An 18,094-nucleotide genomic window follows, 5' to 3' on the forward strand; every position below is an offset into this window, starting at 1 on the left:
GGATGGACGCTCCCTTCGTCTCCCTCGTCATCGCAAATCACAACTATGCCCACTACCTGCCGGAAGCGATCGACAGCGCCCTTGCCGCCGGACCTCTCGTCGAGATCATCGTCGTCGATGACGGCTCGCACGATACCTCCCGCGCCGTCATCGCCCGCTATAGAGATGCGATCCGTCCCGTCTTCCAGGACAACAAGGGGGCCTGTGCGGCGCGCAATGCGGGGCTCGCCATCGCACGCGCCCCTTATGTCAAATTCCTCGACGCCGACGACTGGCTTGCCGAAGGAGCCATCGCCCGTCAGCTCCGGGAGGCGCAGGCGCTCGGCGCGGCAAAGGCATGCGTCTTCGGGGATGCGATCTGGGCGGCTGAGGACGGCACCCCGCTCGCCGGTCTTGCCCCTATGGCGCCTGCCTCGATGGTGTTCGACCTGCCGGCCATCGTTGCCGGCCCTCCGCTGACCAGCGCCCCACTCCACCGCACCACAGACGTTCGTGAGGTCGGCGGGTTCGATCCGCTCGTGCGCCGTGGCCAGGAGCACGATCTGCACGTACGTCTGGCGCTGTCAGGCGTCGTCTTTCACTATCGGCCAGGGCCTTCCTATTACTACCGCCAGCACGGCGGCACGGGGCGCATCAGCTCCGCATCGGGTGTCGTGGGGGACAGTGTCCTTGCCGCATCGCTGCGTCATGTGGCCGAGGCGCGGGCGGCGGGACTGATGACACCGGCGCTCAGTGAAGCCTTCGCCCATCGCCTGTGGCGCCAGGGGCGTGAGACGCTGCAGCGCGGTGCACCCGAAACCGCCCGCCGCTTCTTCCACGAAGCGCGTCTCCTGTGCCCGCACGCTCCCGCTCCAGGCCCACTCGCCTATCGCACACTCGTGCGCTTTCTCGGCCCCCTCGCCGCCGAGCGCATCAGCGCCGCCCGCGTCCGCCTGGGCGGGGCCTGACGGCAACTGGTGCTTCTCGCTCGCCTCATTAAGGCCAAGTGGCCTCGAGGCCCACCGCGACGATGGATGCTGGCCGACCCCAGTGGTGACGTTGTTACCGCCGCTGGAAAACTGACCCGGTCGCCGACTGAAAGCTGACCCACCCGATAGCCTCGGGCCCGGCGCGATACGGAGGGCCTTGATGATCGGAGTGGAGCTGTCGATGGAGATCCGAGTGTTGGCCAAGCATGGCAAAGGGGTGCGAGAGATCGCGCGGGAGGTGGGCGTCTCGCGCAACACCGTGCGGCGCTATCTGCGAGACGAAGAGGCGTCACGCTACAAGGAGCGGCCGGCGCGTCCGGCGAAGATCGATCCGTTCAAGGACTATATCCGCGAGCGCCTGGCGGCCGCGGCGCCGGACCCGATCCCGGCGAAGGTGCTGTTCGACGAGATCGCCAAGCGCGGCTACGGCGCGGCTACACCATGGTGAAGGTGTTCGTGGCGACGCTCAAACCGGCGCCGAAGCCGGACCCGGTGGTGCGCTTCGAGACGACGCCAGGCCAGCAGATGCAGGTCGACTGGGCGACGATCCGCAGGGGACGGAACCGGCTGTCGGTCTTCGTCGCGATGCTCGGCTGGAGCCGGGCGGCCTACGTCGAGTTCGTCACGGACGAGCGCGTGGAGACGCTGATCGCCTGCCACGAACGGGCCTTCCTGGCGTTCGGCGGCGTGCCACGCGAGGTGCTCTATGACAACGTGAAGACCGTGGTGATCGACCGGGACGCCTATGGACCGGGCCGGCACCGCTTCCACGCCGGCTTCCTCGACTTCGCCGGACACTGCGGCTTCCGCCCGCGCCTGTGCCGTCCCTATCGCGCGCAGACGAAGGGCAAGGTGGAGCGCTTCATCCGCTACGTGCGGTCGAGCTTCTACGTGCCGTTCGCGAGCCGCCTGTCGCAGGACGGGGTCACCGTGGACGCCGCGGCAGCAAACTCCGCTGTGCGGCGCTGGCTGCGTGAGGTCGCCAACGCCAGGGTTCACGCCACGACCAAGGCGGTCCCGGCCGAACGCCTGGCCGTCGAACGCGCGATGCTGCAGCCGATCCCGGCGCCCTATGGCGGGGAGATCGTGCGAGATGATCCGCGTCCGGCACCGGTCCCGATCGTCGGCCTCCAACACCCGCTGTCGATCTACGACGGGCTGATGCTGCCGGGAGTGGGCCGATGAACGCTCTCCAGCACGAGCGCATCGCCGACCTTTGCGCGGAGCTTCGGCTGAAGATGATCGACACGGCGTGGACCGCAGCCGCACAGGCGCAGGCCGCGAAGGAGGGATCGTTCGGGGACTTCCTCGAGGATGTTCTGCGCAGTGAAGCCGAAGGGCGACGTGTGCGGGCTCGGGAGATGGCGGCACGCGTCGCCGGCTTCCCCGCGATCAAGACGCTGGAGGGCTACGACTTCGCGTTCGCCACAGGCGCCCCGCGAAAACAGCTCCTCGAGCTCGCCAGCCTCGCCTTCATCGAGCGGGCCGAGAACGTGGTGCTCCTCGGCCCCTCCGGCGTCGGCAAGACGCACCTCGCGATCGCGCTGGGCCACCTCGCGACGCAGCGAGCCATGAAGGTGCGCTTCACCACGGCGGCCGACCTCGTCCTGATGCTCGAGGCGGCCCAGCGCCAGGGCAAGCTGAAGGAGGCGATGCACCGCGCGGTCAACGTCTACAAGCTTCTGATCATCGACGAGATCGGTTACCTGCCGCTGGGGCGCGAGCAGGCCAACCTGTTCTTCCAGGTGGTCGCCAAGCGCTACGAGCGCGGCTCGATGATCCTGACCTCGAACCTCACCTTCGGCGCCTGGGACCAGGCCTTCGCCGGCGAGACGGTCCTCACTGCGGCAATGCTCGATCGCATCCTGCACCACGCCACGGTCGTCTCGATCCAGGGTGAGAGCTACCGCCTGAAGGACAAACGCAAGGCCGGCCTCATCGCCGCCACGGCCCCGAAGAGGGAGGCCGCCTGAACACGAGGGTGGGTCAGATTACGATCGGCGCGACCGCCGAAAGTGGGTCAGATTTGGATCGGCGTTGACAACCTCCTGCCGAAGTGGGACTGCTCTGCTGGATGGGCCTCAGTTTCTCGCGGGTCCTGACAGCCTGTGGTGCGGCTCTTTCACGCTGCGCCTCTTACACCCGCATGAGCCTGCCACACCCGTGGAGAGTCGCGGTCACGGGTGTTTTTCCTTCATCCGCAATGGCCTGCGGGGTCACAGCAAGCCATATCCGCGAGCGCCGGGAGGGCCGTGCGGACGTACGGCGCAATGGTCTGCGCGGCCAGCGCATGCCCGTCAGGTGCGAAATGCCATCGGTCGAAGAAGAGCGTATCCGTCTGTGAGAGCATCGGGCGCATGATCTCATCGAGCGGCACGATGGTTGCCCCGGCAGCCTCGGCCCCTTCCCGCATGTATGTTTGCACACTGCGAATACGTTCGGCGACCGAGCGGTTGGACAGATAGACGGGCTGGTCTTCGCGTGCCGGAAACAGCGAAAACCAGCGTGCAGCCACCCCCGGAAGCTCGTTCTCGTCGAAGGCCACCGGCTGCACGAGGAAGAAGACGTGGGGAGAGACCGTCAGAGCGGTCCGCACGATTGCCTCGGTGCGCGCTCTCACACGCTTCCCTTCCTCAGGCGTCAGGGCATTTGGCCTATCTACGAAATCGATGATGCCGGAGGCCCGCAGCTCTCGGTTTTCAGGGGTTTCGGACGGCGGATGCCGGAAGCCCGGCGGCGATGGTCGGCGCAGGTTCCGAGTAAGCTCCAGGAGGCGGTGGAGGAAAGTTAAACGCTCCTCCGCCTCGTGCAGTTCGCGTCGTATCGCGCGGACAAAAAGCACCGGGGCAGCAAACGGCGCTTTGCCAAAATCGTAGGCCGACCAATGGTGAAACGGATTGCCGGGCGGCATCCGCTCACCGGGAAACATCCAGCTCATGATGGTGAGGACATCGTAGTGTCGCCCCCGGGCGGCAAGGTCCTTCAGAAGGCCGGCGATATCATTGGGGCCGGCTCCATCGCGCGCAAAATTGTCCACATGGACTGCACCACACAACTGCGCTTTCAGAAGCTCCGGCCAGCTCTGCGCCTGTGTTATTCGCGGAGCCGCTGTCGTGCTAGTTCCGAACGTGGCGATCAAGAGACCGGGGCGACGCAGCGAGCCACGGGCTCCAACCTCACTGACACGCCACTCCACCATCACCCCTTCAAGACCGCGCGTCGTGGTCGTTGCGAAGGGTTGATGCACGGTCTTCGCGACGATGTGCGGCGCGACCCTTGCCACCGCCTCAATACACAGAATGGAGATAATCGCGCCCAGGACACAGCGATGAAGCTTAAGCTTTACAAGAGTCGACCAGACCGGTGAGATGTGAAATCCCATCAGGCGGACCCGTCAGGACCGACACAGCGAAAGCGTGAGCGAACCTTTGCTGCATGCCAGCGGCAACAGATCAGCCACCATCGCCCACTCCCGGCAAATCGCACAGCGAAGTGGGAAGGGCTCGCGTGGTTCGCGCCATTGCGATCCTCTCGAGGCACTCCTCCCGCAACATGAAATCCTTGTTCTCGAGGTTCGAGCCGAGCGACGCGTTGCGGGCGGATCTGTCGAGCGATTGTACGCTCGACCCACCGGTGAGCAGCATGAGGAAGACGATCGCGGTCAGTCTTTGCGGCCCGGTCGCGCGACAAAGCCAGAACGCGAGCGCCCGCAGCCCAAGGGCGGAGGCGACGAACAGGGCAGGCCAGAACTCACACGCATAACGATAGGCCACTGTCCCATAACTGAGGATCATGACGGCCGACACAAGAGTGCCGACGAGAACGGCAATACAGGCGAGGGGGGAAACACCCATGTCGTCAAGGCGCGACGGGCGTCTGACACATGCGACCGCCGCCCCGACGAACACAGCCGACATGGCGAACCATAGCGCCCACTGATCGATCAGAACCGGCTGCGTTTCCTTGCGGATGTAACCAAGCTGCAATGCGCGTTCCAAGCGTGGCGTCAGCGGGTTTGCACCGACAAGGTAGAAGGCACTGTTGGAGGCGATGCGCTTCAAATTGAACGTGCCGTTTTCCTCGAATGCACGCATGCGGGCCGAACCGACATCTTCGTATCCGAGGAACACGTTGCCTTTAGTGGCCACATCGTTTGCCAGCGACCGCAGAACGAAGGCGCTCCCGTTGCGCTGCGTCGATAGCTCTAGATAAACGACTAGCGCAGCAGCGACGAGGAGGCCGGCGGCCACGATCGGCATGAACTGGCCCGGACGGAAGAATACCCGCAGCGTGCCCCCGGAGCGCCGGCCGAGCGCCAGCCAAAGAAGGAAGATGGAAAGGCACAGACCAACTGCCATGTGCGGTCGCACAAGGAACGCCAACGCTGCGAGAAGACCGAGGAACACGATGGCTGTCCCTCCGAGCGGGTGTCCGAACAACGCAGGCAACGCGATGAGGATGAAGAGCAGTGTCGCAAGGACACCAATCGCGATCGGCTCATAATAAAGCGGTGCGGCGGTCGAGAGCATGATGGCGGGCGAGCAAAGGAAACCTGCGACAAGCGAAAAGGCCGCAAGCGCGGATCGGCCCCGACCGGAGGTCACGAACGGACGTGCACTGCAATAAAGCACAACGGCCGCAACCGTACCGATCAGCGTGATCGTCACCCAGACGACCGCCCTAGCCACCGGCACGACCGTGAGATCCACAAAAGGTTCAAACACGGACCGCAAGATCGCAGGGAGTATGCCGTAGTACATCATTGCCGTTCCGTCGGGTCGGTACATCCCTTCATAGCCAATTGCCCGAAGAGGGACAGTAAGACTTCCCGATTTTATCGATTCGTAATAGTAATTGTACGCTAGAGAAAATATATCTCCAAACGCAAAAAAGTCGAAACTGCCTCTGGTCAGCCTATAAAGCAGGAAAACGGAGGCAGTAGACCCAAAAAAAACACTCACAATGCTTGCAATTCGCTCGCGCGCTGACGCACTTTTCATAAAAGTCACTCTGAGGCCTGTGGCGCGCTGCGCGATTTGGCGAGCACCATTGTCCACGGCAACGGCCTTGACACGGCGATGACCTCGAAGCGCCGCTCGAGAAAGGCGACGAAGCTCCGCGACGACCAGTGGTTGACATGGCCAGGCGTATTACCGAAATTTTCCACGTATTTCAGCCGGCTCATGTTCAGCGCGCGCCACAACGGCTCACGTGGCACGCTCGCGAGAAGATAAGGCTTCGCAAGTTCCACAAGGACATCAAGCGCCTCTTCCGGGTCGTCGATATGCTCGAGAACCTCGCAGCAAACGACGAGAGGCGCACTGTCCCGCGCCGCGGACAGCTGCTGGAGCGGCGCCACCTCGATGCGACCTTCGAGTTCGGGATGCCGCACGAGGGCCTCCGCGATCGCCTCGCGCGCCACGTCGCTTCCGCGGACGGTGAAGCCGGTCTGCGCGAGGCGGGCAATGAGTTCACCCTCACCGCACCCGACTTCGTACACCTCCCGCACTCCCGACCGTTCGGCCATGGTTTCAAAAGTACGCAGGAAGTTGGCGACCAAGCGCGCCGAGATCGGATTCTTCGAGTTGTACTTGTCCTCGAAGTTGCCCGCGGGTTGCTCGACAATCATTGACTTAACCTCAGGAAGACATGGTGCTGGAGGCAGGCGGGCCAACAAAGCGGCCGAGCATGATGGTGGACAGGAAAAAGAGGAGATCACCAAGCGTCGTTGCAATTCGCATTGCGAAAGCCGCCGCAAGGGCCTCATCCTCTCCAATCATCGGCGCAAGAAGCAATGACAGGACAGCCTCGCGTATACCGATCCCAGCCGATGCCCCGGGCGTTACCGAGCCGATCAACCATGCGACCGTGAACGCCGGGATGGCCTGAAGCGGCCGGGATGTGGCCTCGCCGGGAAGGCCAAGGAGGATCACCACGAAGAGGAGGAGCCCCGTCGCGATGAAGAAGACGGCATAGGCAAGAATAGCGAAAACAATGCCGCCCGGGCCACACGCCGGCAGCAAGCCCCGCATGTGGCGGGCCTGCGACAGCAACAACGCGCCGACGAGCGCCACCGCAACCACGGCGATACCGGCGACGAGCTGACCTATCGACGACAGGGCCGCTTCTAGCGCCGTTGCGCTTCGGACAAGCACGACGCTCCCCAATGCAGCTGCGACGAGAACCAAAAGGCCCATCTCGTAGAACGAAGTCTTCGCCATGGCGGCTTGAGAGGCTCCAAGATCCCGCGCCAGAACCTGGCGCGCGACGTAGTGCATGATGTTTCCTGGAACGTACTTGAGGACGTTGGCTCGCGCATAGACCTTGGCGACTGCACGCAACCCTGGCCTGGCGCCAGTCTCCCGGGGATCCTGAAGAAGGCTGCGGAAGGCCGCCGCAAGGAGAAGGAGATTGGCCCCGTAGGCGAGGCCGGCCAGGGTGGCCATCGCCCAGAACGACCCCGCCCCCACCATGGCACTGACCATCCCCCAGCTGTCGCGGAGAGAGGCGGCGAGGAACAGGACGGCAATTGCGACCGCAACGATGCCGAAGAGGCGGCGCATAGAGCGCCAGCTGCTCCGCCCGTGCGACGTCGCCGCGCTCATGCGCAATACCTAGACGGCATGGCCGACGCTGGCCGCGCATCCGCTGTTGCAATCCTGACCATTGATGCGGACCCAGTCGGCGTTCGGGATGATCAGGTCACCCTGATGCGCTTCTGCCCTGCGCGCCTTCTCGAGTATGATTTCGGCAAGCTGCCGGTTGAAGTTCACAAGGTCCCCGATGACGCCCATAACGAGGACGAGGGTTCCGATCACGAGGAGCGCGCCGCCGACGGTCAAGGATTGAATGTGCCCGTCACCTTCGCCGAGGGCGTACAACATCAGGAAGCGCAGGATCGGCAGGAGCCCGATGAAGGAGATCAAGGCGCCCGTGAATACGAAAAACCGCAATGGCTGGTACATGGCATACATGCGCACCATCGTCGTCAATGATCGCTCGATAAACTTTGGAATGCTTTTGAATAGACGAGATTCACGCGTCTTAGGATTGGTTTTGACTGGGACGGATCCAACCGCCATATGTTTTTTCCCCGCCTGAATCAGCATCTCAATCGTATAACTGAACCCCGACACAATATTGAATTGCAGAGCAGCGTTTCGGTTGAACGCCCTGAAGCCACTTACGGCATCAGGAACGTCGACATCGGATAGTCGCCGCACAACGCTCGATCCAAAGCGTTGAAGAACTCTCTTCATCGGCGAAAAATGGGCGATCAAGCCAGTCTGCCGATCGCCCACGATAACGTCAAAACGTCCATCTACGATCGGCTTGACGAGGTCGGGAATACTGGCGCCGCTATACTGATTGTCGCCGTCTGTATTGACTATGATATCGGCGCCAAGACGAAGCGCTGCATCGATGCCAGTTCTGAACGACCGGGCTAGGCCACGATTCTTTTTATGCCGGATGATGTGATCGACCCCGTGCTCCCGCGCGACTGCAATGGTTGCATCCGCCGATCCATCGTCGATGATGAGGATCTCGACAGAGTCGACACCATCGATCGTCGTCGGCAGATCGCGCAGAGTTTCTAGGAGCGTCTGTCCTTCATTGTAACAGGGTATCTGGATGATGAGACGCACAGCTTGTCCACGAATGCGTATAGACGTCGGCCACATGGATGCGACTGCGGGAGCATGCAACGATGCGGCTGCGAGAGATGCAAGGTGTCGCCCGTTCGTATCGATAAGGCAAGAACAATCTGTTGAACGCATTGGCCGCCACGGGGAGTTTGCCGACCTCATGACGCCGTCGCGCTCAGCACCCCGGCACCTCCTCCATCGTCGTTTCGCGTCGCCACCAGGAGGTGCTCACGTCGCGCCGGAGCAGCTGCAACCACCTTCCCCGACCAGCGCCGCGCACAGGTAGGGAGCGATAATTTTAGCGGCAGTTCTATGTCCCTCGGCTGTGAAATGCCACTTGTCGAAGAACAGGCGGTCGGTTTCGGCAAGCATCGGACGCATCGCCGCATCGAGCGGGACCACGGTTGCGCCAGCTGCTGCGGCGGCCTCCGCCACTACGCTCTGGCCAAGGCGTATCCCTTCGGCAACGGAACGGTTCGAGATGTAAAGAGGGCGATCCTTCGCCAGCGGATAGAGCGAGAGCCAGCGGGCTGCAACGCCCGGAAGGGCGTCTTCGTCATAGGCGACGGGCTGGGTAAGGACGATGACATGAGAGGCGATCTGGCGGGCATCCTCGACGAGGCTTTGCGTCCGCCGCACGATGACGGCGCGCTGAGCCTCGTCGAGATGCGCCTCGCTGTCAGCGAACTGGACGGCGCTGGAGGCTCTGAGGGCGCGATTGTTCTCGTCTAGGGGGGAGGGATGATGGAAGCCTTGGAGAGGCGGGTTACGGATCTTGCGCACTTCGGCAAGAAGGGTGGCAATGAGGGGCGCACGCTTTCCTGTCTCGTGAAACTCGCGGCGCAGGGCCTGCTTGAAGAGGACCGGCGCGGCGAGGGGCCCCCCGCCTGCCGAAAAGTCCGACCAGGCATGAAACGGTTTTATGTGACCCGCCGACCGTCCACCGATATGGGCCATGATGATGGCGGCATCATAGTGCCGCCCGCGCCTGGCGAGATCCTCCATGATGACGAGCGCCTCTGACCAGCCTGCGGCATCCCGGGCGAAGTTGTCGACTGAGGCACCGCACAGCCGCGCGCCGAGCACTTCGGGAAAGGTGTCCGCCTGCGTGATCCCGGCCCCGGCCGTCGTACTCGTGCCGAAGGCGGCAATGGCAAGGCCCGGCCGCTGGAAACTGCCGCGCGCGCCCACCTCGTTTGTGCGCCACTCCACCTGGCTCCCGGGTTCTCCGCGGCCGGTCTCTTCGCCAGCCATGGTGAGGACGGTGAAGGGCTGACGCACCGTCTTCGGCACGACGAGGGGCGCCACGCGGGCGACCGCCTCGGTGCACAGGATGGCGATCAGAAGGCCGGCCGCCAGACGCAGGGGTGAGAGGCGCCGCAGCGCCGGCCAGAGCGTGGAAGTGGAGAATATCGCCATCGCCGCCTCAGAATTGGAAATAGATGAATGGAGCTGCCCCCGAGCGGTCGAGAATCACTGCCGCCGCCAGAGCGAGAGAGACGAGGGCAACATGGACCGGCCAGGGAGAGCGCTCCACCACGTCGAGCCGGCTGGCACGTACCTGCCAGGCCTCGATGAAAAGAAGAGGCACCGTGGTCGGCAAAGCGTAAAGGAGGATATCGCCTGCCACCCCGGCGGAGGACCAGCCGGTGGCGAGCGCTCCCATCATGCGGGAGAGCTGCTCGATCGTTTCCACCCGAAACAGCAGCCAGCCGAACAAGGTGAACTGGAACATGACGAGAACCGACAGGACGATGCCGAGCCGTGAGCCTCTTCCCGTCAGGCGACCGGAGATGACGCGATGAGCAACCAAGATGGCGCCGTGGTAGGCTCCCCACAAGATGAAATTGTAGCGCGCCCCGTGCCACAGCCCGCCCAGCACCATCGTCGCCATCAGGTTGAATGTGGTGCGCCCCGGCCCACGCCGGCTTCCGCCCAGCGGAATATAAAGGTAATCGCGCAACCAAGTGGACAGACTGATGTGCCAACGTCGCCAGAAATCAGACGGATTGCGAGCAATATAGGGTAGATTGAAGTTCAGCATCAGTTCGAACCCGATGAGCCGAGCGCATCCGCGAGCGATATCCGTATAGCCAGAGAAGTCGCAGTAGATTTGTAGCGCAAAGCACACTGCCGCGACATACACTTCCGGTCCCGTCGGGTCAGATGTCGCGAACACGGCATTGACCGGATGGGCCAGCGTGTCGGCGATGCAGATTTTCTTGTAAAGACCCCACGCGATCAACCAGAGGGCTGATCGCATGGCAGGAAGATTGACCGGGCGACGGTTAATCACCTGCGGCATCAGCTGGGCGCCGCGCTCGATGGGACCTGCGACGAGCTGAGGAAAGAGGGACACGTAAAGGGCAAGGTCGAGAGGGTTGCGCGCCGCCCGGATCTCGCCACGGGCGACATCGACCACGTAGCTGATGGACTGGAAGGTATAGAAGCTGATCCCGACCGGAAGCAGTACACTGAGAGAGATATTGTCGTAGAAATCAGCCCCCGGGTTTAAAAGATCGCCTATTACGTCAACGATAAACCCCCAATACTTGAAGGCGGCCAGTACGGCAAGATTGGCGACGACCGCGGACGTCAGCGCCGCGCGGCGCCGGTGCCCCGCACGATGGTCCTCTACGGCAAGGCCGGCCCCATAGGCGATTGCCGTCGACAGCGCCATCAGCCCCGCATAGCGCCAGTCCCAAGCTGCATAGAACACATAGCTCGCGACGAGCAGCATGAGGTTCTGCGCCCGGTGGGCAAGAAGATGATAGAGGACGAAGACGACGAAAAAGAAGATCCAGTATTCGAGCGTCGTAAAAAGCATGGCGGTCCCGGTCTGCTCGGCCTTCCCGGCGATAGGGCCAGGATTACCCGAGGGGGCCCGGTCTGACGATCACGGTTCTACCCACCTCGGCCAGGCCTGTTCTAGCGGGTGTGTGCGCCCGGAGCGAGCCTTGCCTGCACTCACCGACGCTGCGGCTGCCCCGCTGCAGCGCTCAGAAGGATGGTAAGTCTTTCTATCCGGGCGGCCGGTGGGTACGTGGAGAAAACTCGGGCGCGGCCTTCACGGCCGAGCGCGGCACAACGGTCGGGATCTTTGATGAGGGAGAGAATCGCCGCCGCCATTGCTTCGAAGTCGTATTCGGGAACGAGAAGACCGGTCTGGCCGTCGCTCACCTGTTCAGGGATGCCGTTATGGTGCGTCGCGACGACGGCGAGTTCCAACGCGGCCGCCTCGGCGATGGAGATGCCGAACCCTTCCTGGTCGCCGGTGAAGGCGGTAACGGAGTGCTGTGCATAGATCCGGCACCGCCGCACGATGGCGAGCGCCTCGCCCCGTGGAAGGGCGCCGTGGAAGCTTACCTTGCCGGCCACCCCTCGCGCGGCCGCGCGGGCCTCGGCGGCGGCGCGTTCGGGGCCATCACCGATGATATCCAGCGTCGCATCGGGCCGGGCCGCGGCGATGATAGCAAATGCCTCGATGAGCGCGACGGGGTGCTTCTTGGCAACGAGCCGACCAAGGAAGACGATGCGCGGCGGGGCGGCGGCGCGCTCTGCCCATGGCATGGGCTCCAGGCCCTGCGGGCAGATGCCGAGCGGCACGACATGTACCAGCTCCGGCGCCGCACCGGCGAGAATGGCAAGGCGGCGCATGTGGTGAGAGGCGACGGCCACCCCCGCCACCTCGCCCAACCCCGCAGCGAGTGCGGCACGATAGGCGGGATCGGCAAGCGCGGCGGTGACGTCGTGCCCGTGCAGATGGACGATGGCGGGCACGCCGGCGCGGGCAAGCGGCTTGGCGAGCCGTGCAAGGGTGGTGCCGTATTCCAGATAGGCGACGCTCGGGTCGATGCGGGTGATGAGATCTCCGACAACACGAGCAGCGTTGTGGTCGAGCGGGGTATCGCGCTTGGTCGACCAGAGGGGAGCACGAGAAAGGCGCGCAGCGAACCGCTCGCCTTTCCGCGACAGGTGGAGAAAGGGGGCGGCCACGAAACCGGCGCCCGAGGGCACTCGTGCCGCATCGCCCGCCTGGCCGGTGGCGACGACGAGCTCGGTGGTCTGCGCAAGCCCTTCCAGCGCATCGGCGATGAACGTCTCCGACACCACCCCCAGCGCCGGCACGAATGCGAGAACCCGCACGATCAGGCCCAGGCGCCGGGCAGGGAGACCCGGCAGCGACGAGAAGCGCAGGAGAGGATCATCACCTGTAGCCGAACTCCGTCATCGCCTGGCCGCAGATCTCCTCGATGAGCGTAAGGTTGGTGGGGCTGAAGAAGTCGGCTGGGGTACTGCGGTTGCGGCTCGGTGGCTGGAAGGGATTGTCTGCGAGGGGGGCGATGTCGTGGCGCGCCTGCTCGCCCACAGCCTCAAGGGTTGCGGCGATGGTGCCTGGCTTATCAGCCAGGAAATCCTCGTAGCGAACCACGGGCCACTGCGTGCGGTGCGCGGCGGCGATCTCCATGGCGATGCGGCAACGATGAGCGAGGCGGGCGACATGGGTGCCCTCAGTCACCACGCCGCGCCCATCGAGCACGGGAAGCCAGCCAGGACGTTGTGCCCTCACCTGCGCGAAAGCTGCCGCATCGAGATCGGCGAGGGTGCCGGGCACCTCTACACGGTTGAGAATACCGCGGATGTTGAGCCTTGGGTCCCGCACCACGAAGACAAAGCGCGCCTCGGGGAAGCGCGTCTTCACCGCCGGCAGCATGAAGGTGAAGCTCGGATCCTTCACAAACGCACTCGAGAAATGATAGCGCGCCCGCTCCACGAACTCGGGGAAGGACATCCGGCCGGCGAGCAGCTCCCCTTCCATGTCGCCATACCAGGTGAAGATGTCGTTGGTGGCCCGCTTTCCGGCGGCGGCGGCGAGCAAGGAGACCAGCGCGCTCGTTCCGCTCTTCTGGTTGCCGAGCACGATGACCGGACGCTCGTTGACCCGCGTGAAGGCGTGCTGCAGGTGAGTCAAGACATGGTGGCGGGCGCGGCGAACGGCACGGGCGGGCAGCGAGGCAGACACCATCTCCGGCTCAGCCAGCGTCCGGCGCATGAAAGCGCCTTGCGATCGCAATGTTGCGGCGGGCCACGGGCACACGCGCGGCCGTCTCGAAATAACCGACCAGCCTACCGCGGGCGTGGCGGTAGGAGAGCGCAGAGGGCGCGGCGGCAGACGGCAGGCGCCCGACGGCGCGTTTCAGCCAATAGGCTGCGCCTCGATACGCGAAATCGCGAACGCAGATCGCAAGCAGGCGCAGCCCGGTAGGAAACCGGTCCGGTGCGAAGGCGGCGCGATATTCACTGAGGACGCGGCGTGAGCGGCCGCCATTCTCTACAAGATCGGCGAGATAGTCGGGCTCCAGCCGGCGCATAGGGATGTCGTGCACGAATTGGATCTTGTGGGTGAACACAGCCTCCCACCCGCCCAGGAGGGTGCAAAGGCACAGCTCGTGATCCTCTCCGCCCAGGGTGCGGGCACCGGTGCGGCCGCTGAGAGCGAAGGCAAATCGAGGATCGTCCAGAAAGGCGAGGGCGGCGAGGCGGACCGAAAGGCCTGCTGTCCAGAAGGAGACTGGACGGCGGGTGACGATGCCTTCCTCCTGGACGAGACTGCCGATGGCAAGCCAGCTGGAATAGGTGGGAAAGTCGGCCGGCTCGGGGCCGGGAAGGTGGGCTGTCGAGGGGCAGTGGAGAAGAGCCACCTTAGGATTATCGGCAAAAATGGCATGGACCTCGCGCACCCAGTTAGGCGAGATCCAGTTGTCGTCGTCGATGAAGGAGATGAACCGGAAACGCGCCTCCCTCAGTGCGCGCAGGCGAGCATGAGCGACCCCGGGGGCGCCCTCCCGGATGATGGTCAGCCGATCGGCAAGGGCGGCCGGCCACAAAGCTTTTACCGTTTCGGCGGTGCCGTCGGTGGATGCGTTGTCGACGACAAGGAGTTCGAAGTGAATACCAGTCCCCGGCGGGTTGCCTTTCTCAAGATCGGCCTGAGCGGCAATGCGGGCGAGGGTCGGTCCGAGTCGCGTGGCGCCGTTGTGTGTGCACACGGCGAGCGTCACGCCATCAGGCCGCGGATCAGCGAGAGAAGGGGCCACGAAGGTGTCGTCGCTCCAAACGTCGGGTTCGGTTCATCTCTTGCTACAGTTCTTTGGGGCTGTCCACCGCACGCTTCACTTCGCGCTGTCGCCTAGGTCCTGAACTCATGGTGAGGGATTCCCATCTAGAGCAGTTCGCGCTCGGAATGAACCGCTGTGGGATTCCCGAATCAGCGGAAGTCTGATTCAGCATCATGGCTGGCGATGGGGGGGCCAGTCATGATGCCCAAGCTGCTCTCTGAGGATCTTCGCCTTCGCGTGGTTCGCGCCATCGACGATGGAATGTCCCGCCGGCAGGCCGCGGCGCGGTTCGAGGTCGCCCCGTCCACGGCGATCCGATGGTACGAGGCTTGGCAACGCACCGGCTCATGCCGCGCCAAGCGCCAGGGCGGCGACCGCTGGTCCCACGTCACCGAAGCCCACGCCGAGCGCATCCTCGCGATCCTGGACGGCACCGGCGACATCACCCTGGTCGAGCTGAAGGCAAGGCTCGGTGAGAGCGGCGGCACGGTCTCCATCTCGGCGCTGTCGCGCTTCTTCCGTCGCCACGGGATCACGCGCAAAAAAAGACCGGCCACGCGGCCGAGCAGGACCGCGCGGATGTCCTTGCCCGGCGGCACGCCTGGTTCGACGGGCAGGACGAGCTCGACGCCGAGCGCCTGATCTTCATCGACGAGACCTGGGCCAACACGAAGATGGCCCGCACCCACGGCCGCTGCGCCCGGGGGACAAGGCTGCGCATGCCGCTGCCGTTCGGCCATTGGAAGACGACCACGCTGGTCGCCGGGCTCTCGCTGTCCGGGATCGTCGCGCCTATGGTGCTCGACCGGGCGATCAACGGCGTATGGTTCGAGACCTACGTGGAGCAGGTTCTCGCACCATGCCTGTCGCCGGGCGACGTCGTCGTGATGGACAACCTCGGCAGTCACAAGGGTTGGCGCGTTCGCGACCTGATCGAGAGCGCCGGGGCGAGGCTCGTGTTCCTCCCGCCCTACAGCCCCGACTTCAACCCGATCGAGATGGCCTTCGCCAAGATCAAGGCGCTCCTTCGAAAGGCGGCGGAGCGAACCGTCGATGACCTGTGGGACCGCATCGGCGCGGTCCTCGACCTCGTCACGCCAGACGAAGCCCGAGCCTACTTCCGAGCCGCCGGCTATGACCCGGACTGAGCGCGAAGTGCTCTAGTTGTCGATCCCGACAAAGTCGACGTTCGGATCCGCCCAGAGCGGATCGAGGTGGAAGAAGACGTCGCCCGAGCCGTGGTCTGATTGATGCCCAAAATACTCTGACCAGTCGGCTTCGTAGCTCACTTGGCTGTCCGCACCGACGATCGAGCGGACGTCCGCCGCCAGCTGTCTGTAGGCGTCGACTGCGGGGAAGCTCGCGACCCCGTCGCGGATCGTGGTGAGCCCGCGCATCTCCGAGCCGATCAGGAAGGCGTCGACACCGCCGGCGACCGTGCAGAGGTGGGCGTAGTGCAGCACCATGCGACGAAGCCCCCAATCGCCGGAGCTGCCGGTCCAGCTGACCGTGTCGCCAGCGACCGCGAAATCGGAGATGGCCGCGCTGCCGAAGATGACGGCCACCTGGGCGCCCGCCGCCGCGGTCTTATCGACGCTGCCGACATGTCCGGCCGCGGGCGAGCAGGTGATCCGCCCCCGCCAGGGGAACGTCGGCTGTCCGATCTCAGCGGCGTTGTCGCTGTACGGGTTCGGCAGTCCGTTGTCCGGCGGGACATCCATGAGGATGAACGGGTAGAACATCACCCGGAGGCCGCGGGCCTTCATTTCTCGGATCGCTTCGACCACGGCGAAGTCGGCCGGCGTACCGCCGTAGACTGGCCGATCCTGGTCGTCCCGGCTGACGAGGTGTGCCCCGGCCCGCGCCAAGCCGTTCACGGACCAAGCGACCGGCGTCGTTTCCTTCGCCGGCACTTCAACACCGGGCCGCACCTGACACTCGCCAGCGCGCAGATCGTTGCCGAACCATGCGACAACGAGCGAAACGCTCTTCACCGCCGGGACCATCGCCTGCAGTCGGTCGAGCGCGACGACGATGTCGGTTGTATCGGTGAGCGCGTTCAGGTTCTCGGCGACGGTCTCGCCATCGCCGCCCTTTCGGATCGGCTGGGTCGAATAGGTGAACTCGCCGGACGCCGGAATCAGCGTGACCGCCTCGACGCAGCCCTCAGCGGTGTCAGGATCGGCGAGGGGCCTGAACACCGCGAACGAGAGCTGCGGCAGGCGGTTGCCGTAGCGCTTCAGCGCAAGCTCCTCGAACACCACGTAGGCCGTGCCGCGATAAGCCGGTGTCGGCACCGCGCCCATCGTGTTGGCAATGAACGGATCCGCGTCCTGGGCTTCATCGCCGGGGTACCAGCGCCAGGTGACGTCGGCGAGGTCCATCAGCTTCCCGTCGGCCCAGATGCGACCGATGCCGGTAATCGGTCCCTCGCACAGCGCGACCGCGAACGAGGCATAGTACAGGTACTCGGTCGTCTTGACCTTCGGGCCGCCGCCCTTGCCGCCGCCCTGGGTGGACGTCTGGACCTCCTCGCGGAAGTCGGTCGCCCAAATAATGTTACCTCCGATGCGCATGCGGCCGTAGAGCCGGGGGATGACGGCGCCTTCGGTGGACGAGGTGATGCGCAGGCTGTCCAGCCGCGCGCCTTCGATGCGCTGGGTCGGTGCGAGCTGCGAGACGAGCCAGCTGTCGATGACGGAGCCGACTGTCGAGCCAACGATGCCGCCGATGGCCGCGCCGGAGAGGCCGAGGACGGTCCCGCCGACCGCGCCGCCGATGGCGGTGCCGACAGCGCCGAGAACGAGGGTTGCCATCAGCCAAGATCCGGAGCCGGGAAGAGGAAGGCGAACGCGATCCGGCGTCGCCAGACAGGCGTGAGGAGTTGCTCGATGACACCGAGCCGCTCGTAGCCGTGCACGAAGCGATCGGGGGTGGTGAGGATCCCGACATGCTTTGCGATCGCCCGCGGGCGCATGCGGAACAGCAGCAGCGCCCCCGGTTCGGCGTCTGCCGGATCGATCTCGGGCATCATCAGGCGAGCACCCTCCGCCAGGACCTCGACCGGACCGCTCTCGCCCCAGTCTCGGCTGTACGGCGAGATCGGGAATGGCTCCGGCCCCACCACCTCGCGCCAGACACCGCGGGCGAGGCCGAGGCAATCGCAACCGATGCCCTTCAAGCTCGCCTGATCGTGGTACGGCGTACCGAGCCACGACCGCGCCGCGACTACGACGCGCGCGGGATCAGCGGTCTGGGTCATCGACAGACCACTCCGGTCGCGCTAGCGTTCGCCGCGCTGTCGCGGTGGGGAGTCCCGGAACGGCGTTTGCGGCGCCGGCAAGGCCTGCCGCAACGAGCG

Annotated in this window: 15 protein-coding genes and 1 pseudogene; 4 read left to right on the forward strand and 12 right to left on the reverse strand. The window is 64.6% G+C overall.

The window, feature by feature from the left end; all coding sequences use genetic code 11:
- Positions 1 to 2 precede the first annotated feature (2 nt).
- The 3 genes and pseudogenes from MRB58_RS11510 to istB all read left to right on the forward strand — a co-directional run bounded on the left by MRB58_RS11510 (position 3) and on the right by istB (position 2,941).
- Positions 3 to 947: a glycosyltransferase family A protein gene (locus tag MRB58_RS11510; RefSeq protein WP_244781834.1), complete on the forward strand. Its 945-nt coding sequence runs from the start codon at positions 3 to 5 to the stop codon at positions 945 to 947.
- A 181-nt stretch (positions 948 to 1,128) separates the two neighbouring features.
- Positions 1,129 to 2,153 (forward strand): annotated as a pseudogene (istA, locus tag MRB58_RS11515) (IS21 family transposase).
- Entirely contained in the window at positions 2,150 to 2,941 is a 792-nt protein-coding gene (istB, locus tag MRB58_RS11520) for an IS21-like element helper ATPase IstB (protein ID WP_244781835.1), read from the forward strand. Before istA ends, istB begins: the two are co-directional and overlap by 4 nt.
- A 221-nt stretch (positions 2,942 to 3,162) precedes the next feature.
- On the opposite strand, the gene MRB58_RS11525 is transcribed toward istB, so the two are convergent.
- The 10 genes from MRB58_RS11525 to MRB58_RS11570 form a co-directional block, all read right to left on the reverse strand.
- Positions 3,163 to 4,350 (reverse strand): hypothetical protein, encoded by a 1,188-nt coding sequence (locus tag MRB58_RS11525; protein ID WP_244781836.1) that lies wholly within the window; start codon positions 4,348 to 4,350, stop codon positions 3,163 to 3,165.
- Positions 4,351 to 4,420: 70 nt separating this feature from the next.
- Positions 4,421 to 5,731 (reverse strand): hypothetical protein, encoded by a 1,311-nt coding sequence (locus tag MRB58_RS11530; RefSeq protein ID WP_244781837.1) that lies wholly within the window; start codon positions 5,729 to 5,731, stop codon positions 4,421 to 4,423.
- A 242-nt stretch (positions 5,732 to 5,973) separates the two neighbouring features.
- Complete coding sequence (locus tag MRB58_RS11535) at positions 5,974 to 6,597, reverse strand: bifunctional 2-polyprenyl-6-hydroxyphenol methylase/3-demethylubiquinol 3-O-methyltransferase UbiG (protein WP_244781838.1); 624 nt, start codon at positions 6,595 to 6,597, stop codon at positions 5,974 to 5,976.
- 10 nt (positions 6,598 to 6,607) lie between these two features.
- Entirely contained in the window at positions 6,608 to 7,531 is a 924-nt protein-coding gene (locus tag MRB58_RS11540) for a hypothetical protein (RefSeq protein ID WP_244781839.1), read from the reverse strand.
- A 51-nt stretch (positions 7,532 to 7,582) separates the two neighbouring features.
- Positions 7,583 to 8,614, reverse strand: a complete 1,032-nt coding sequence (locus MRB58_RS11545) for a glycosyltransferase family 2 protein (protein ID WP_244781840.1) — start codon at positions 8,612 to 8,614, stop codon at positions 7,583 to 7,585.
- A gap of 228 nt (positions 8,615 to 8,842) precedes the next feature.
- Positions 8,843 to 10,033, reverse strand: a complete 1,191-nt coding sequence (locus tag MRB58_RS11550) for a GDSL-type esterase/lipase family protein (protein WP_244781841.1) — start codon at positions 10,031 to 10,033, stop codon at positions 8,843 to 8,845.
- 7 nt (positions 10,034 to 10,040) lie between these two features.
- On the reverse strand, positions 10,041 to 11,441 hold the full coding sequence (locus tag MRB58_RS11555; RefSeq protein WP_244781842.1) for an MBOAT family protein: 1,401 nt from the start codon (positions 11,439 to 11,441) through the stop codon (positions 10,041 to 10,043).
- Between the two features lie 140 nt (positions 11,442 to 11,581).
- On the reverse strand, positions 11,582 to 12,760 hold the full coding sequence (locus MRB58_RS11560; protein WP_244781843.1) for a glycosyltransferase: 1,179 nt from the start codon (positions 12,758 to 12,760) through the stop codon (positions 11,582 to 11,584).
- A 61-nt stretch (positions 12,761 to 12,821) separates the two neighbouring features.
- Positions 12,822 to 13,667, reverse strand: coding sequence for a sulfotransferase (locus MRB58_RS11565; RefSeq protein WP_244781844.1), 846 nt, complete (start codon positions 13,665 to 13,667; stop codon positions 12,822 to 12,824).
- Positions 13,648 to 14,712, reverse strand: coding sequence for a glycosyltransferase (locus tag MRB58_RS11570; RefSeq protein ID WP_244781845.1), 1,065 nt, complete (start codon positions 14,710 to 14,712; stop codon positions 13,648 to 13,650). Before MRB58_RS11570 ends, MRB58_RS11565 begins: the two co-directional genes overlap by 20 nt.
- Before the next feature lie 222 nt (positions 14,713 to 14,934).
- Between MRB58_RS11570 and MRB58_RS11575 the strand changes: the two genes are divergently transcribed.
- Positions 14,935 to 15,881 (forward strand): IS630 family transposase gene (locus MRB58_RS11575; RefSeq protein WP_244781858.1). Its coding sequence is split into 2 segments (ribosomal slippage): positions 14,935 to 15,271 and positions 15,271 to 15,881, totalling 948 coding nucleotides; the frame shifts between segments, so codons are not numbered across the junction.
- Positions 15,882 to 15,893: 12 nt separating this feature from the next.
- On the opposite strand, the gene MRB58_RS11580 is transcribed toward MRB58_RS11575, so the two are convergent.
- Both MRB58_RS11580 and MRB58_RS11585 read right to left on the reverse strand, forming a co-directional pair.
- The gene (locus MRB58_RS11580) at positions 15,894 to 17,549 is read right to left on the reverse strand and encodes a glycoside hydrolase TIM-barrel-like domain-containing protein (protein ID WP_244781846.1); all 1,656 of its coding nucleotides are present in this window, start codon (positions 17,547 to 17,549) and stop codon (positions 15,894 to 15,896) included.
- Positions 17,549 to 17,995: a peptidase P60 gene (locus tag MRB58_RS11585; protein WP_244781847.1), complete on the reverse strand. Its 447-nt coding sequence runs from the start codon at positions 17,993 to 17,995 to the stop codon at positions 17,549 to 17,551. Before MRB58_RS11585 ends, MRB58_RS11580 begins: the two co-directional genes overlap by 1 nt.
- Positions 17,996 to 18,094: the final 99 nt, after the last annotated feature.

Source organism: Acuticoccus sp. I52.16.1 (assembly GCF_022865125.1).
Lineage (GTDB): Bacteria > Pseudomonadota > Alphaproteobacteria > Rhizobiales > Amorphaceae > Acuticoccus.

Bases quoted from the DNA above. Each gene is read 5' to 3' on its own strand.
- MRB58_RS11510 (WP_244781834.1), top strand. From the start codon at position 3: ATGGACGCTCCCTTCGTCTCCCTCGTCATCGCAAATCACAACTATGCC.
- istB (WP_244781835.1), top strand. From the start codon at position 2,150: ATGAACGCTCTCCAGCACGAGCGCATCGCCGACCTTTGCGCGGAGCTT.
- MRB58_RS11525 (WP_244781836.1), bottom strand. From the start codon at position 4,350: ATGGGATTTCACATCTCACCGGTCTGGTCGACTCTTGTAAAGCTTAAG.
- MRB58_RS11530 (WP_244781837.1), bottom strand. From the start codon at position 5,731: ATGATGTACTACGGCATACTCCCTGCGATCTTGCGGTCCGTGTTTGAA.
- MRB58_RS11535 (WP_244781838.1), bottom strand. From the start codon at position 6,597: ATGATTGTCGAGCAACCCGCGGGCAACTTCGAGGACAAGTACAACTCG.
- MRB58_RS11540 (WP_244781839.1), bottom strand. From the start codon at position 7,531: ATGCGCCGCCTCTTCGGCATCGTTGCGGTCGCAATTGCCGTCCTGTTC.
- MRB58_RS11550 (WP_244781841.1), bottom strand. From the start codon at position 10,033: ATGGCGATATTCTCCACTTCCACGCTCTGGCCGGCGCTGCGGCGCCTC.
- MRB58_RS11555 (WP_244781842.1), bottom strand. From the start codon at position 11,441: ATGCTTTTTACGACGCTCGAATACTGGATCTTCTTTTTCGTCGTCTTC.
- MRB58_RS11565 (WP_244781844.1), bottom strand. From the start codon at position 13,667: ATGCGCCGGACGCTGGCTGAGCCGGAGATGGTGTCTGCCTCGCTGCCC.
- MRB58_RS11580 (WP_244781846.1), bottom strand. From the start codon at position 17,549: ATGGCAACCCTCGTTCTCGGCGCTGTCGGCACCGCCATCGGCGGCGCG.
- MRB58_RS11585 (WP_244781847.1), bottom strand. From the start codon at position 17,995: ATGACCCAGACCGCTGATCCCGCGCGCGTCGTAGTCGCGGCGCGGTCG.